The organism is Microbacterium sp. NPDC079356 (assembly GCF_049545465.1).
In the GTDB taxonomy this organism is placed as follows: Bacteria; Actinomycetota; Actinomycetes; order Actinomycetales; family Microbacteriaceae; genus Microbacterium; species Microbacterium gawkjiense.
The window spans coordinates 701,623-715,257 of record NZ_JBMWDN010000001.1 but is presented as its reverse complement, the minus strand read 5'-3'; the positions used below and the strand labels follow the sequence as shown (position 1 = coordinate 715,257).

Here is a 13,635-nt window from a genome sequence, read left to right as displayed (position 1 = left end):
TCGCGGGATAATCGAGGGGTGCCCACTTACCGCGACGAGGTCGTGGTCCTTCGCACCCACAAGCTGGGCGAGGCGGACCGCATCGTGACGATGCTCAGCCGTCGTCACGGCAAGGTGCGCGCCGTCGCGAAGGGTGTCCGGCGGACGTCGTCGAAGTTCGGCGCCCGGCTCGAGCCGTTCATGGTCGCCGACGTCCAGATGTACAAGGGCCGCTCGCTCGACATCGTGCAGCAGGCCGAGTCCCTGGGCGCCTACGGTGCGGACATCGCTACCGATTACGACCGGTACACAGCGGCATCCGCCATGTCCGAGACCGCCGACCGGCTCAACGAGGCCGAGACGACGCCGCAGCAGTACCTCCTCCTCGTGGGCGGGCTCCGCGCCCTCGCCCGCGGCGACCACGCCCCGCGGTCGGTGCTCGACTCGTACCTCCTGAGGGTCATGTCGCTCTCGGGGTGGGCGCCGTCCCTGCGGGAGTGTGCGCGGTGCGGTGCTCCGGGGCCGCACGAGTGGTTCGTCGCGCAGCTGGGTGGCATCGTCTGCGCTGCGTGCGCGCCCACCGGTGCTCCGCGGGTGAGTGTCGAGACCGGCGATCTGCTGCGGGCGCTGCTGGCGGGGGAGTGGGATGTGGTGGATGCCGCCTCGTCCGGCGCCACCGCGGCATCCTCCGGCCTCATCGCCGCCTACGCGCAGTGGCACACCGAGCGCGGCATCCGTTCCCTGTCCCACCTGGAGGCGCCTCGGTGAGTCCCAAGCCGTACACGCATCGCGACGCGGTGCCCTATCGACCGCTCGACTGGACCGGGCTGTACCCGCCGGAGTTCCCGAAGGGGGCGGTGCCGGGCCACGTCGCGATCGTGATGGACGGCAACGGCCGGTGGGCGAACCGCCGCGGGCTGACCCGGATCGAAGGGCATCGCGCCGGCGAGGAGGTGCTGCTCGACGTCGTCGCCGGGGCGATCCAGGCGGGCGTCAGGCACCTCAGCGTCTACGCGTTCTCGACGGAGAATTGGGCGCGTTCGCCCGAGGAGGTGCGCTTCCTCATGGGGTACAACCGCGACGTGCTGCACCGTCGCCGGGATCAGCTGAACGAGTGGAACGTGCGCATCCGCTGGGCCGGACGCAAGCCGCGGCTGTGGGGATCGGTCATCAAGGAACTGCAGTACGCCGAGCAGCTCACGTCCGGCAACACCGGCCTGACCCTGACGATGTGCATCAACTACGGCGGGCGGCTGGAGATCATCGACGCGATGCGGGCGATGGGTGAGGAGATCGCACGCGGAAAGCTGAAGCCCTCGGCCATCACCGAGAAGACGCTCCGGCGCCACCTGTACGTCCCCGACATGCCCGACGTCGACCTCTTCGTGCGGTCGAGCGGTGAGCAGCGGACGTCCAACTTCCTGCTGTGGGAGGCGGCGTACGCCGAGATGGTGTTCCTCGACACGCTGTGGCCCGACTTCTCGCGGACCGACCTGTGGGGCGCGATCGAGCTCTATCTGTCGCGCGACCGCCGCTTCGGCGGGGCCAAGGACGCCCCGACGTCCTCCTGAGGTCAGTCCGCGGCTCGCGCGGCGGGGCCCGCGAGCCAGCGCTCGACCTCCCGCGGATGCCGGAGGCGCACGACGGGCAGGCCGTACTCGGCGGCGACCCGCGGCATCCGTTCCCGCCAGGTGCCGTGCGTGCGCATCTCCCAGCGCAGGATGTGGTCGGGGTCGCGGAGGACCGTCCACAGGGGAGGCTCGACGTTCCCGTTCCAGAGGGGCTGCCGCAGGATGCTGCGCCGCAGGGTGCGTCGCACGAGCCGGGTGCGCGCGATACGACGGGGGAGGTCGAGCCACACCGCGAGGTCGGCGCGCTCGCCGAGCACCTGCCCGCCGCCCGCGCTGAAGTAGTTCCACTCCGACACCCACCGCTCACCGGCGGCGACGCGGCGCACGTCGTGGAGGAACTCGGGCCGGGGCGTCCAGCCCGGTCCGTGGAAGAGCGAGTCGAGCTCGGTGTACTCGAGGTGCCACAGGTCGGCGAGCCGTCGTGCGAGGGTGGATTTGCCCACCCCCGTCGTGCCCGCGATCACGACGCGACGCGGCGGGGCCGGCAGCGGGTCGTCGGCGGAGAGCATCCCGTCAGCCTAGGACGGCGGCGGGAATAGATGCGAGTGCCCGGCGCGTTGCAGGCGATGTGACGGATGCCATCAAGATCGACGTGTGGAGTGACATCGCCTGCCCCTGGTGCTACATCGGCAAGCGCAACCTCGAGACGGGGCTCGCGGCGACGGCGGACGACGCCGACGCCCCCCGCGTGGAGGTGACGTTCCACTCGTACGAGCTGTCCCCGGACACCCCCGTCGACTTCGACGGGAACGAGGTCGACTTCCTCTCGCAGCACAAGGGCATGACGCCCGAGCAGGTCAAGCCGATGCTCGACCGGGTGACGGGTGTCGCCGCCGAGGCGGGCCTCGAGTACCGGTTCGACCTGCTGAAGCACACGAACACGGTGAAGGCGCACGAGCTGCTCCACTTCGCCAAGGAGCAGGGTCTCCAGAAGGAGATGACCGAGCGGCTCATGTCGGCCTACTTCACCGAAGGCCGTCACGTCGGTCGCATCGACGACCTCGTCGATCTCGCCGCCGAAGCAGGACTCGATCGGGAGGCCGCGCGCGACGCGCTGGAGTCCGGCCGCTACCTCGAGGCGGTGCGGGCCGACCAGGCGCAGGCGCAGGCCTACGGCATCCAGGGTGTGCCGTTCTTCGTCATCGACGGCAAGTACGGCGTCAGCGGGGCGCAGCCCGCCGAGGCGTTCGCGCAGATCGCACGTCAGGTGTGGTCCGAGCGCGCGGAGGCGTCGGCCGCGAGCTGATCAGGCCAGCGCGTCCTCGATCGCCGCGACCACCTCGGGCTCGTTCGGCTTGGTCTGCGGACGGAACCGGTGCAGCTCGCCGTCCCGCGTCACGAGGAACTTCTCGAAGTTCCACATGACGGGGCCCTTCGCGCGCTCCGCGTTCGGGGTCTTCTTCAGCGCCTTGTAGAGCGGAGCGGCGTGCGAGCCGTTCACCCGGATCTTGTCCATGATGGGGAACGTGATGCCCCAGTTGACGGCGCAGTAGTCGAGGATCTCCTCCATCGACCCGGGCTCCTGCCCCATGAACTGGTTGCACGGGAACCCGATGACCTGCAGGCCGCGCTCGCCGTACGTCTTCTGCAGCTCCTCGAGCTGCTCGTACTGCGGGGCCAACCCGCACTTCGACGCGACGTTGACGATGAGGAACGCCTTGTCGCCGAAGTCGCCCAGTGTCGCCTCCCTCCCGTCGGCCGTAGTGAACGGGATGTCGCGGAGGGAGGGGGTCTCGGTCATGTCTCCACGATAAGACGCGCGCCGATGCCGCAAGCGCTCGCCGTCTGGGAGAATGGGAAGGATATGTCCTCGACCCTCGCACCCCCCGCGCCCCTGCGTATCGGGCCGATCACCCTCGACGCCCCCGTCGTCCTGGCACCCATGGCCGGCATCACCAACACGGCCTTCCGTCGCCTGTGCCGCGAGTACGGTGCGGGCCTCTACGTGAGCGAGATGATCACGACGCGCGCTCTGGTCGAGCGCAACGCCACGACGATGCGGCTCATCCGCCACCACGAGTCCGAGACCCCCCGGTCGATCCAGCTGTACGGCGTCGACCCGGCGACCGTCGAGGCCGCGGTCCGGATCATCGTCGAGGAGGATCACGCCGACCACGTCGATCTGAACTTCGGATGCCCCGTGCCCAAGGTGACCCGCAAGGGCGGCGGCGCGGCGCTGCCGTGGAAGACCGAGCTGTTCCGCGAGATCGTCGAACGCGCCGCGAAGGCCGCCGGCGACATCCCGTTGACCGTCAAGATGCGCAAGGGCATCGACTCCGACCACCTGACCTACCTCGAGGCGGGCCGGATCGCCGAAGGCGCCGGCGTCGCCGCCGTCGCGCTCCACGCGCGGACGGCATCGGAGTTCTACTCGGGCCACGCGGACTGGTCCGCGATCGCGAAGCTGAAGGAGACGGTCACGAGCGTCCCCGTGCTCGGCAACGGCGACATCTGGTCGGCGGAGGACGCCCGCCGGATGATGGCCGAGACCGGTTGCGACGGTGTCGTCGTCGGACGCGGATGCCTCGGCCGCCCCTGGCTCTTCGGTGACCTCGCGCGCGAACTCGGCACCGGCCACGCCGCTCCGCCCGTCGATGCGACCCTCGGGTTCGTCGCGGCCGCGTTCCGTCGCCACGCGGAGCTGCTGGTCGAGTTCTTCGAGGACGAGGACCGCGGCTGCCGCGACATCCGCAAGCACGTCGCCTGGTATTTCAAGGGCTACGCCGTCGGGGGTGACCTGCGGGCTCGCCTCGCGACCGCGTCGAGCCTCGCGGAGATCGACGAGCTGCTCGCGACGCTCGACCTCGACGCGCCGTACCCCGGTGCCGCCGCGGAGGGTCAGCGCGGGCGTGCGGGCACGCCGAAGCGGCCGGCCCTGCCCGACGGGTGGCTCGACTCGCGCGAGATCGGACACGCGGCATCCACCGCCCTTGCGGATGCGGAGCTCGACACCAGTGGCGGCTGAGTCGGTGGTCGGCGCGAGCGTGGGCATCGCCGCCGGACGTCCCACGGGCTACGACGACCACGACGCCGAGCGTTTCCACCCGGAGAAGCACCGTTCCCTGCGCGACGGGTTCGCCCGTGACCGTGCCCGGGTGCTGCACTCCGCGGCGTTCCGGCGGCTCGCGGCCAAGACGCAGGTGCTGAGCCCCGCGAGCCCCGACGACTTCGCCCGCAACCGGCTGACCCACTCGCTCGAAGTGGCACAGGTGGGACGTGAGCTCGCGATCGCGCTCGAGCTCTCGCCCGACGTGGTCGACACGGCGTGCCTGAGCCATGACCTCGGGCATCCGCCCTTCGGGCACAACGGCGAGCGGGCGCTCAACGAGTGGGCCGAGGACATCGGCGGGTTCGAGGGCAATGCGCAGTCGCTCCGGATCCTCGCCCGTCTCGAGCCGAAGGTCGTCGACGACGACGGCGAGAGCTTCGGGCTGAACCTCACCCGCGCGAGCCTCGACGCGACCTGCAAGTACCCGTGGACGGCGGATCACGCGATCCCGGATCCCGGAGGACGCCAGAAGTTCGGTGTGTACGCCGAGGACGAGGCGATCTTCCGGTGGATGCGGCAGGGCGCGCCCGGTCGGGTGCGGTGCATAGAGGCCGAGGTCATGGACCTCTCCGACGACATCGCCTACTCGGTGCACGACTTCGAGGACGCCGTCCTGAACGGCTACCTCGATCCCCGCCGACTTGCGGATGCCCGGGAGCGCGAGGCGCTGCTGACGGCGATCCAGTCGTGGGTCGGGCTCGGGTTCAGCCGCGATGAACTCGCCGATGCGCTGTACCGACTCGTGCGACTTCCCGAGTGGATGACCGACTTCGACGGCACGCGGGCGTCGGTGGCCCGGCTGAAGAACCTCACGTCCGACTTCATCGGGCGCTTCGCTCGTGCCGCGACGGCGGCGACGCGCGAGCACTACGACACGCCCGCGCTGACCCGCTACCGGGGACGGATGATCGTGCCGCGGGTGATCGAGGCCGAGATGGCGGTGCTGAAGGGCACGATCGGGGCGTTCGTCGTGTCGATCGACGGTCGTAAGGGGCTCTACAAGGAGCAGCGTCGGGTGCTGAAGCGCCTCGCGTCGGCTCTGCTGGAGCGTCCGGAGCACCTCGATCGGGTGCACGCGGTGGACTTCGCGGCGGCATCGAGCGATGTCGAACGCAAGCGCGTCGTGGTGGATCAGGTGGCGACGCTCACCGACCGTTTCGCGATCGAATGGCACTCGGCTCTGGTCGGGCCCGTGGACCTGCGCGAACTCGGCTTGTGGCCGGCGGGGTCGCGGGTCGTCGCGAACGCGAGCTTCGCCCTTCCCGAGCCGATCGAAGGTCTCTGATGGCCCGCATCCGGCAGTCCGACGTCGACGAGGTGAAGGCCCGGACGAACATCGCGGACATCGTGGGGGAGCGGGTCGCCCTGAAGTCAGCGGGGGTGGGGTCCCTCAAGGGGCTCTGCCCGTTCCACGATGAGCGCAGTCCGAGCTTCAACGTGCGGCCGCAGGCGGGGTACTACCACTGCTTCGGCTGCGGGGAGTCGGGCGACGTCTACTCGTTCCTGCGTGCGATGGACCACCTGTCGTTCACGGAGGCGGTCGAGCGTCTCGCGGCTCGCATCGGGTATCAGCTGCACTACGAGGACGGCGGTGCTGCGCCCGAGACCGGCGGCCGCACGCGGCTCTACCAGGCGAACACGGCCGCGGCCGAGTACTTCCGCGCGCAGCTCGCGACAGCGGAGGCCGACGCGGGTCGCCGGTTCCTCGGCGAACGCGGGTTCGATGCCGGTGCCGCCGCGCACTTCGGTGTCGGATACGCCCCGAAGGGGTGGAACAACATGCGCGACGCCCTGCGCGCGCAGGGCTTCACCGACGAGGAGTTGGCGACGGCGGGGCTCGTGTCGCAGGGGCAGCGCGGCGTGTACGACCGGTTCCGCGGACGGGTGGTGTGGCCGATCCGCGACCTCACGGGCCAGACGATCGGCTTCGGGGCGCGGAAGCTGTACGAGGACGACCAGGGGCCCAAGTACCTGAACACGCCCGAGACGCCGATCTACAAGAAAGCGCAGGTCCTCTACGGTCTCGACCTCGCGAAGAAGGACGTCTCCCGCTCGCACCGTGTCGTCGTCGTGGAGGGGTACACCGACGTGATGGCGTGCCACCTCGCCGGGGTGACCACGGCGATCGCGACGTGCGGCACCGCGTTCGGGTCGGACCACATCACGGTGCTGCGCCGGGTGATGGGTGACGACAGTGCCTCGGGCGAGGTGATTTTCACGTTCGATCCGGATGCCGCGGGGCAGAAGGCGGCGTTGCGGGCGTTCTCGGAGGAGAAGCGGTTCGCGGCGCAGACGTACGTGGCGGTCGCGCCGGACGGTCTCGACCCGTGCGATCTGCGGCTCAATCGCGGCGACGGCGCCGTGCGGGCGTTGATGGACGCGAAGGCGCCGATGTTCGAGTTCGTGATCGACCAGAAGCTGGCCGGGTTCGATCTCAGGAGCGTCGAGGGCCGGGTCGGCGCGTTGCGCGCGGCCGCGCCGATCGTCGCGGAGATCCGCGACTCGTCGCTGCGGCCGGGGTACACGCGGGTGCTGGCGCGCAAGCTCGGGATGGACCTCGGTGAGGTCACTCCGGCGGTGGAGCGCGCGGCGCGCGGGCCGCGCGGCCCGCGGGAGCCGGAGGCGGCTCCGGTCGAGAGGTCCTCGGATGGGGCGGCTCCGTCGTTGCGGGTGACGGTGGCGAGCCTTCCGCGGACGGCGAGCGTGACCCTCGAGCGGGATGCGCTGATGGGTGTGCTGCAGTACGGGCACGTCATCGACCGGGAAGAGGTGGATGCCGCGTTGCAGATCCCGATGGAGCATCCGGCGCTCGACGCGGTGCGCCAGGCCGTGGCGGCGCAGCCGGACCGTTCGCGTGTCGGGTGGTCGACGGCCGCCGTGGACGCGACGCGGGAGCCGTATCGCGGGCTCGCCGCGGAGCTGTTGACGGCGTCGTTCCCGGCGTTGACGGAGGTGGAGGCGACGACGTCGGCGCGTGCGCTGTGCCGTCGACTTCGGCTGCGGGCGATGGATCGGGAGAAGGCGGAGCTGCTCGGCGCCGTCCAGCGCGTGCCGGCGGACTCCGAGGAGGGTCGCGCGGTTCGGGTCGCGCTGCGCGACCTCGACCAGCGGCGCCGGACGCTGGCTGATCTCGTCTGACGCTTCGTGTCGCCGCGCAGAAACGCGGGATGGTGGGATGCGGGGCGTTCTCGCACCGCCGCGCGACGGTGGGCTGCGCGGGCGACGCTCTCTCCCCGCGCCTCACGCTCAGGCGTGTTTGCCGGTCTACGAGAGCGACGCGCTCTGATTGCCGCGTGATGCTCAGAAGGGTGCGGGTGCCGCTGGTGCGGGTGGTGGTGATGGTGGTGCGGCAGGGGTGAAGGCGACGGCCGGGGTGGGTGCGTCTTCGCGGTACATCCTGCCGAGGGGTGAGGTCCATTCGAGGACGCCACCCTGGAGTTGTCGGACCCTCCACGCGGTGAACTGCTTCATCGAATGGTGCCGTTGGCACAGGTGAGCCAGGTTCGAGAGTTCCGTTCGTCCGTCGAGCGCGTGGTCGTGGGTGTGATCGACTTCGCAGCGGATGGCGGCGACGCGGCATCCGGGGAATCGGCAGTGCTGGTCGCGGGCTTGCAGGAACCGCCGCATCCCGGTCGGGACACGGTACGAGTCGGTTGAGACGGTGACCCCGGTGGTGGGGTCGTGGAAGAGCCGTTCCCACATCCCGGTGTCGCCCGCGAGGGTGCGGGCGGTCGCGGGGTCGATGGGGGACCGGCCGGTGAGGTCGCTCGGTCCATCGTCCTCGCCGGTGAGTGTCGCTGCGGGAATGAGCACCTGCACACGCGCGCGGATCGCACCCAGCGGACCGGCAGCGGTGTCGCGGGTGTCGTCGAGCGCTGGTGTTCCCGCGAGGAGGAGGTCGGCGAACACGTCGGCCCGGACCTGGTCGGTGGACCGGTTGTCAGTGGCGACGATCACGGCAGCGTCCTCGCTGTCGCGCCGCGTGACTGCGGCCCCGAACGCGACACCGATACCGCCGCGCGCAGCGATGCGTTCGTCGCGGGTGTCGATGATCGCCCTCGCCTGCTGCGTCAGCCGGTCATGGATGCCCTCGGCGATCACCGTCGGGACGGTTGCGATCACGTCGGACATCCCGTCCCGTCCCGGCACGATGCGCACGCATCGCGTCGCGGCGGCCTCTTCGTGTCGTTCCGCGAACGAGCGAGGATGCATCCGGTACGCGAGGATCTCCAACTCTCCCCGGACACGGTTGGGGGTGTCCCGCTCGCACCGTGAGATCGCAACCTGTTCGAACTCGGACCACATCTCCGCCGGCAGGCTCGTCCCGGTCTCGACGATCGCGATCGCGTGACCGCGCACGATCCGCCCTTGCTCCCATGCCTCGACCGTCGCGGGGAATCCTTCGACCAGAGTCCGCGCCTCACCGATCCGCCGTTGCACGGTCCGATCGGTGACGCGCATGACCCCGCCGACCTCGGCCGCGATAGACCGCAACGCCATGTCGTGGACCTGCACGCGGGCGTTCCGTTGCGCAGTCTGCGCCTCCGCCAACCGGCCCGCGGCGGCCAGCGCGCGCAGTTCCTCGATCTGCGCGGCGGCGATCCGCCGGGCCGCGGAATCGACGTCCGCAACGACCCCCGCCAGAGCAGCGAGATAGTCCTCGCCACCGGGGGTTTCCGCCGCATCCGTCATACCTGAACTCTGCCACTGGCCACCGACATCCACCCCGGCGAAACCGGCTCAGAACACGCGTTATGCACACCTCGAGAATGAGAGTCTTCTCATCCTCGGTGGGCGACCGCGAGCGGATGATGCGCCACGACACCCTGCGCCCCCAAAAGCCCCGGCGGAACAACGCACCGGACCCGCCGCAGTTTCCGCACCGCCCCGGACTGGCGCCCGCGTCCCCGACGGATGAGGATGGAACGCATGCCTCGAGTGACCGAACCGGATGCCGCCATCTACTGCTCCGACCTGTCGATCGCTCGTGTCTCCGCAGACACGCGTGTCGTCGACGGCGTGTCTCTGCGGGTCGCGCCGGGCGAGGTCGTCGCGGTGATGGGCGCGACGGGTTCCGGCAAGTCGAGTCTCGCCTCGTGTCTCGCGGGGGCGGACCACCGCGACCTGCGCATCGTCGGCGGGGTCGGGGAGGTCACCGGCATCTCCCTTCGTGCACGGGGTCGCGCCCGGCGGGTCCTGACCTATCGCACCGGGCACCTGCGTCAAGGGGCGAACTCGGATCTTCCGGCGCGGCTCACCATCTCGGAGATCGTCGCGGAACCGATCACAGCCCGTGATCGCAAGGTCAACGAGCGCGCCCTCGCGCTGCGGGTCGCCGCGCTGCTCGACGAGTTGCAGCTCCCCATCGGGGCGTCGGAGAAGTACCCCTACGAGCTGAGCTCCGGCATGCGTCAACGCGTCGCAATCGCGCGCAGCCTCGTGCTCGATCCCACGGTCCTCATCGCGGACGAGCCCTACGCGAACCTCGACGTCGACGTCCGGCCCGCCGTCCTCGACGCTCTCCGGCGACGTGTCGACGACGGGATGGCTCTGCTCGTCGTCACGAACGAGCGCGAGCTCGTGGCCGACCTCGAGGCCCAGGTCCTCGTCCTGCGCGCCGGTCACCCGATCGGTGTCGGCCCCACCCTGGACGACGTGCTCTGGACCCCCGACGAAGCGACACGCATCGGCGGCTGATGTCACGAGCACCCCTCGGGCTTTGCTACGATTGTGTGGTTGCCCGGTCGCGGGTGGCTGATCCTCGGTAGCTCAATTGGCAGAGCAATCGGCTGTTAACCGATAGGTTCTTGGTTCGAGTCCAAGCCGGGGAGCCATTGAACGAAACCGCCGGTCCCGCCGGGGGTTTTCGCTTTCGCGGCACGGATGCCGGGGCGCGGCATCCGCTCTTCCGAGAAGTTTTCTTGCGCGGGGGGCCCGGAGCGGCCTCATCCTGGAGCCATGAGCACCGTCGTCGGAGGCTGGAAGGTGTGGAGCTGGGGCGAACGCGCGGGCGTGATCGTCCTCGCCGCCTCCGTGGTCCTGCTGGTCTGGGCCGCGTTCCCGTACGGCGGCGGCCAGGACGTCGCCTTCTTCGCCCTCTTCGGCGCGCTCGTCGCGGGCATCACGGGACTCGGCGTCCACGTCGCGTCCTGCGAAGCCCGGTTCCGCCGGCAGTCGCGCTCGCGCCGGCGCTGACCGTCAGCGCAGGACGCTGACCCCGCGCCGTTCGAGAGCGGACAGCGTCGCGGCGCCGGCAGCATCCTCCGCGTCGACGATCACCCCGTCGACCGCATCCCACGTCAGAACCCGGTACCGCGACGCGGCCCCGATCTTCTCCGCACTGCCGAGGACGAACGTCTCCGCCGCGCGGCTCGCGAGCGTGCGCTTCATCGCGGCCTCGTCGGCGTCGCCGGTGGTGAGACCGACGTCCTCGTGGACACCCGTGACGCCGAGCAGGAACCGGTCCGCGGAAACGGTCATCGCCGCCTCGACGGCGGCGGCGCCCGAGGCGACCGCCGAGTGCTTGAACAGGCGGCCCCCGAGGATGATGACCTCGGCTGTGTGGTGCAGCAGCGCGGCCGCCACGGTGGGACTGTGCGTGATGATCGTGCACTCGCGTCCGGGGTCGAGGGCGCGCACGGTCGCGAGCGCGGTCGTCCCACCGTCGAGGATGACGGTGCTGCCTGGTTCGATCAGCTGGGCCGCACGCCGCGCGACGCGTTTCTTGCTGTCGGTCGCGACGGTTTCGCGCACACCGTAGTCCGCGACGGCGGGGGACGCGGGAAGGGCGCCGCCGTACACCCGGACGGCCAGACCGGCGGCATCCAGTTCGCGGAGATCGCGGCGGATGCTGTCCTCGGAGAGCCCCAGTTCCGCGGCGAGCTCCTTCGCGACGATGCGTCCGTCCGAGCGGAGTCGGTCGAGCAGCAACTGCTTGCGGGTGGCGGCGAGCATTCTCGATCCTTCACGTTTCTGCATGTTTGTGCTTATTCTATCGGCATGGCCCCCTCAGACGCACCTCGCCCCCTCCTGATCCTCATCGCCGGCCCGTACGCCTCGGGCACGAACGGGGACCCTGACCTCATGCGGCGCAATCTCGAGCGCCTCGAGCAGGCCGCCTGGCCGATCTTCCGAGCCGGCCACATCCCGATGATCGGGGAGTGGGTGGCGCTGCCCGTTCTGCGCAGCGCCGGCGCCGGGGGTCCGCACGATCCCCTGGCCGCGCAGGTCATGTACCCGACGGCCGAGCGCCTGCTGCAGCACTGCGACGCCGTGCTGCGCCTTCCGGGCGAGTCCCGAGGCGCAGATCAGGACGTGGCGATCGCGCGGGAGCGCGGCCTCCCGGTGTACACCTCCCTCGCCGAGGTGCCGGGCGTCGCCGTCGCGACCTGACGACAGCTTTCCGAGCCGCTTTCTCACGGTGTTTCTGGTAGACAGATCAGGTCGTCAGTCCCTGGGGGCTCTGAGGAGCAGGGCTGACGGGAGCGAACGGGGATCGCGTGCGCGCGAACAGGGATCTTCTGGCCGATGCCGTCGACGTGGTCGTCCGCAACGACAACTGCACGGGCTGCGGTGTCTGTGCGCTGGTGTCCGACCGGATCACGATGGGACTGTCCGCCGACGGATTCATGCGACCCACCGTGGCACCGCGCGGCGGCGACGATGACGCGGCGCAGGCGCGCACCTTCCAGGTATCCTGCCCCGGCGTCCGACTGCGCGCACCCGACTCGGAGGGATCGACGCACTGGCTGTTCGGTCGCGTGGTCGCTGCGTGGGAAGGGCACGCGGTGGACGACTCTGTCCGACGAGCGGGAAGCAGCGGGGGCGTGCTGACGGCGTTGACCGCCTTTCTCGTCGACGTCGGAGAGGCTGCGGTCGTCACCGGTGCCGCGCAGGACGCTTCGCGTCCGAAGCGGACGGTGCCCGTCACGATCACCTCCCGGGAGGAAGCGCTTGCGGCTGCCGGCTCGCGATACGCGCCCGTCAGCGTGCCCTCCGCGTGGAACGGCGGCGGGATGGTCGGTAAGCCCTGCGAGGTCGCCGGTCTTCGCCAGTACCTCGACGCCACCTCCGGGGAGGACCCGATCCTGCTCTCGTTCTTCTGCGCCGGCACTCCGAGTCAGCACGCGACCGACGGTCTCGTGCAGAAGCTCGGCGGTGACCCCGAGCAGCTCACTTCGCTGCGATACCGGGGGGACGGGTGGCCGGGTCGGTTCGTCTTCACCGGTGCCGCCAGCGGATCCCAGGATTACAACGAGTCGTGGGGTCACCACCTCGGTCGGCAGCTGCAGTCCCGCTGCAAGATCTGTCCCGACGGCACGGGTGAGCACGCCGACATCGCGGTGGGTGACTTCTGGGCGACGGACGAGCGGGGGTTCCCGACCTTCGACGAGGGTGAGGGGTCGTCGGTGGTGATCGCGCGCACCCGTCGAGGTGCTGCGTTGATCGAGCGCGCCGTCGCGGCGAAAGTCCTGGCGCTCGCACCGATCGACCTCGACGACGTCGCACGCGTGCAGCCGCTGCAGTCCGAGCGCCGCGCGGTGCAGCTCGGACGATCGCTCGGGCGCCTGCTCGCGGGCTTCCGTGTCCCGCGATTCCGCGGATACGGAGCGCTCGTCCTGGCGCTGAAGAACCCGCAGCGGAACATACGCGCTGCGCGCGGAACATGGAGTCGAGCGCGGCGCTCACGCCGAGCCTGACCTCACCCGTCGCGGAGCACAGCGCCCGACCACACCCAGCACCGGCGCTCCTGATCGCCGACCCGGAATCGGATCGCCGCGGCCCGGTCGGTCCACATGCACAGATCCGCATCGACGAGCACCGGCTCGGCGCCGAAGCGCACCCACGCCTGCACCCGGGCGGGGCGCGGATCGGTCGTCACGGGCCTGCGGTCGAGCTCCAGCTCCTCGTTCGTGAGGGACTGCAGGATGCCGCGCGACGCCACCCGCTGCAGGATGCGGTCGTCCATCCGCGCAT

15 protein-coding genes and 1 tRNA gene are annotated in these 13,635 nt (G+C 70.4%); 11 read left to right on the top strand and 5 right to left on the bottom strand.

What is annotated here, in order from left to right:
* Positions 1-18 precede the first annotated feature (18 nt).
* Both recO and ACPEH0_RS03630 read left to right on the top strand, forming a co-directional pair.
* Positions 19-747, top strand: a complete 729-nt coding sequence (gene recO, locus ACPEH0_RS03635) for a DNA repair protein RecO (protein WP_311283652.1) — start codon at positions 19-21, stop codon at positions 745-747.
* Positions 744-1,550 (top strand): isoprenyl transferase, encoded by an 807-nt coding sequence (locus ACPEH0_RS03630; RefSeq protein ID WP_363380212.1) that lies wholly within the window; start codon positions 744-746, stop codon positions 1,548-1,550. Before recO ends, ACPEH0_RS03630 begins: the two co-directional genes overlap by 4 nt.
* 2 nt (positions 1,551-1,552) lie before the next feature.
* Here ACPEH0_RS03630 and ACPEH0_RS03625 read toward each other — a convergent pair whose 3' ends face one another.
* The gene (locus tag ACPEH0_RS03625) at positions 1,553-2,119 is read right to left on the bottom strand and encodes an AAA family ATPase (protein WP_366212985.1); all 567 of its coding nucleotides are present in this window, start codon (positions 2,117-2,119) and stop codon (positions 1,553-1,555) included.
* A gap of 59 nt (positions 2,120-2,178) precedes the next feature.
* Here ACPEH0_RS03625 and ACPEH0_RS03620 point away from each other — a divergent pair, with 59 nt between their 5' ends.
* Positions 2,179-2,856, top strand: a complete 678-nt coding sequence (locus ACPEH0_RS03620) for a DsbA family oxidoreductase (protein ID WP_253034732.1) — start codon at positions 2,179-2,181, stop codon at positions 2,854-2,856.
* On the opposite strand, the gene ACPEH0_RS03615 is transcribed toward ACPEH0_RS03620, so the two are convergent.
* Positions 2,857-3,351 (bottom strand): glutathione peroxidase, encoded by a 495-nt coding sequence (locus tag ACPEH0_RS03615; protein WP_311283655.1) that lies wholly within the window; start codon positions 3,349-3,351, stop codon positions 2,857-2,859.
* Between the two features lie 63 nt (positions 3,352-3,414).
* On the opposite strand from ACPEH0_RS03615, the gene dusB reads away from it, so the two are divergent.
* The 3 genes from dusB to dnaG are packed head-to-tail and all read left to right on the top strand — an operon-like array spanning position 3,415 to position 7,797.
* Positions 3,415-4,575, top strand: a complete 1,161-nt coding sequence (dusB, locus tag ACPEH0_RS03610; RefSeq protein WP_366212986.1) for a tRNA dihydrouridine synthase DusB — start codon at positions 3,415-3,417, stop codon at positions 4,573-4,575.
* On the top strand, positions 4,547-5,944 hold the full coding sequence (locus ACPEH0_RS03605; protein ID WP_311863229.1) for a deoxyguanosinetriphosphate triphosphohydrolase: 1,398 nt from the start codon (positions 4,547-4,549) through the stop codon (positions 5,942-5,944). The genes dusB and ACPEH0_RS03605 overlap by 29 nt, the downstream gene beginning before the upstream one ends.
* The gene (dnaG, locus tag ACPEH0_RS03600; protein WP_366212988.1) at positions 5,944-7,797 is read left to right on the top strand and encodes a DNA primase; all 1,854 of its coding nucleotides are present in this window, start codon (positions 5,944-5,946) and stop codon (positions 7,795-7,797) included. The genes ACPEH0_RS03605 and dnaG overlap by 1 nt, the downstream gene beginning before the upstream one ends.
* A 162-nt stretch (positions 7,798-7,959) precedes the next feature.
* Here dnaG and ACPEH0_RS03595 read toward each other — a convergent pair whose 3' ends face one another.
* Positions 7,960-9,351, bottom strand: coding sequence for an HNH endonuclease signature motif containing protein (locus ACPEH0_RS03595; RefSeq protein WP_366212989.1), 1,392 nt, complete (start codon positions 9,349-9,351; stop codon positions 7,960-7,962).
* Positions 9,352-9,588: 237 nt separating this feature from the next.
* On the opposite strand from ACPEH0_RS03595, the gene ACPEH0_RS03590 reads away from it, so the two are divergent.
* The 3 genes from ACPEH0_RS03590 (at position 9,589) to ACPEH0_RS03580 (ending at position 10,854) form a co-directional block, all read left to right on the top strand.
* The gene (locus tag ACPEH0_RS03590) at positions 9,589-10,356 is read left to right on the top strand and encodes an ATP-binding cassette domain-containing protein (RefSeq protein ID WP_366212991.1); all 768 of its coding nucleotides are present in this window, start codon (positions 9,589-9,591) and stop codon (positions 10,354-10,356) included.
* Positions 10,357-10,417: 61 nt separating this feature from the next.
* Positions 10,418-10,493, top strand: a tRNA-Asn gene (locus ACPEH0_RS03585).
* 124 nt (positions 10,494-10,617) lie between these two features.
* Complete coding sequence (locus tag ACPEH0_RS03580; protein WP_366212993.1) at positions 10,618-10,854, top strand: hypothetical protein; 237 nt, start codon at positions 10,618-10,620, stop codon at positions 10,852-10,854.
* A 3-nt stretch (positions 10,855-10,857) separates the two neighbouring features.
* On the opposite strand, the gene ACPEH0_RS03575 is transcribed toward ACPEH0_RS03580, so the two are convergent.
* Positions 10,858-11,613 (bottom strand): DeoR/GlpR family DNA-binding transcription regulator, encoded by a 756-nt coding sequence (locus tag ACPEH0_RS03575; protein WP_366212994.1) that lies wholly within the window; start codon positions 11,611-11,613, stop codon positions 10,858-10,860.
* Positions 11,614-11,658: 45 nt separating this feature from the next.
* On the opposite strand from ACPEH0_RS03575, the gene ACPEH0_RS03570 reads away from it, so the two are divergent.
* Entirely contained in the window at positions 11,659-12,051 is a 393-nt protein-coding gene (locus ACPEH0_RS03570) for a DUF4406 domain-containing protein (RefSeq protein WP_366212995.1), read from the top strand.
* A 107-nt stretch (positions 12,052-12,158) separates the two neighbouring features.
* Positions 12,159-13,358 (top strand): Coenzyme F420 hydrogenase/dehydrogenase, beta subunit C-terminal domain, encoded by a 1,200-nt coding sequence (locus ACPEH0_RS03565; protein WP_366212996.1) that lies wholly within the window; start codon positions 12,159-12,161, stop codon positions 13,356-13,358.
* A 2-nt stretch (positions 13,359-13,360) separates the two neighbouring features.
* Here ACPEH0_RS03565 and ACPEH0_RS03560 read toward each other — a convergent pair whose 3' ends face one another.
* On the bottom strand, positions 13,361-13,627 hold the full coding sequence (locus ACPEH0_RS03560; RefSeq protein WP_311283661.1) for a hypothetical protein: 267 nt from the start codon (positions 13,625-13,627) through the stop codon (positions 13,361-13,363).
* Positions 13,628-13,635: the final 8 nt, after the last annotated feature.

Coding starts and splice junctions, on each gene's coding strand:
- ACPEH0_RS03625 (WP_366212985.1), bottom strand. CDS start 2,119: ATGCTCTCCGCCGACGACCCGCTGCCGGCCCCGCCGCGTCGCGTCGTG.
- ACPEH0_RS03615 (WP_311283655.1), bottom strand. CDS start 3,351: ATGACCGAGACCCCCTCCCTCCGCGACATCCCGTTCACTACGGCCGAC.
- dusB (WP_366212986.1), top strand. CDS start 3,415: ATGTCCTCGACCCTCGCACCCCCCGCGCCCCTGCGTATCGGGCCGATC.
- ACPEH0_RS03605 (WP_311863229.1), top strand. CDS start 4,547: ATGCGGAGCTCGACACCAGTGGCGGCTGAGTCGGTGGTCGGCGCGAGC.
- dnaG (WP_366212988.1), top strand. CDS start 5,944: ATGGCCCGCATCCGGCAGTCCGACGTCGACGAGGTGAAGGCCCGGACG.
- ACPEH0_RS03595 (WP_366212989.1), bottom strand. CDS start 9,351: ATGACGGATGCGGCGGAAACCCCCGGTGGCGAGGACTATCTCGCTGCT.
- ACPEH0_RS03590 (WP_366212991.1), top strand. CDS start 9,589: ATGCCTCGAGTGACCGAACCGGATGCCGCCATCTACTGCTCCGACCTG.
- ACPEH0_RS03580 (WP_366212993.1), top strand. CDS start 10,618: ATGAGCACCGTCGTCGGAGGCTGGAAGGTGTGGAGCTGGGGCGAACGC.
- ACPEH0_RS03575 (WP_366212994.1), bottom strand. CDS start 11,613: ATGCTCGCCGCCACCCGCAAGCAGTTGCTGCTCGACCGACTCCGCTCG.
- ACPEH0_RS03570 (WP_366212995.1), top strand. CDS start 11,659: ATGGCCCCCTCAGACGCACCTCGCCCCCTCCTGATCCTCATCGCCGGC.
- ACPEH0_RS03560 (WP_311283661.1), bottom strand. CDS start 13,627: ATGGACGACCGCATCCTGCAGCGGGTGGCGTCGCGCGGCATCCTGCAG.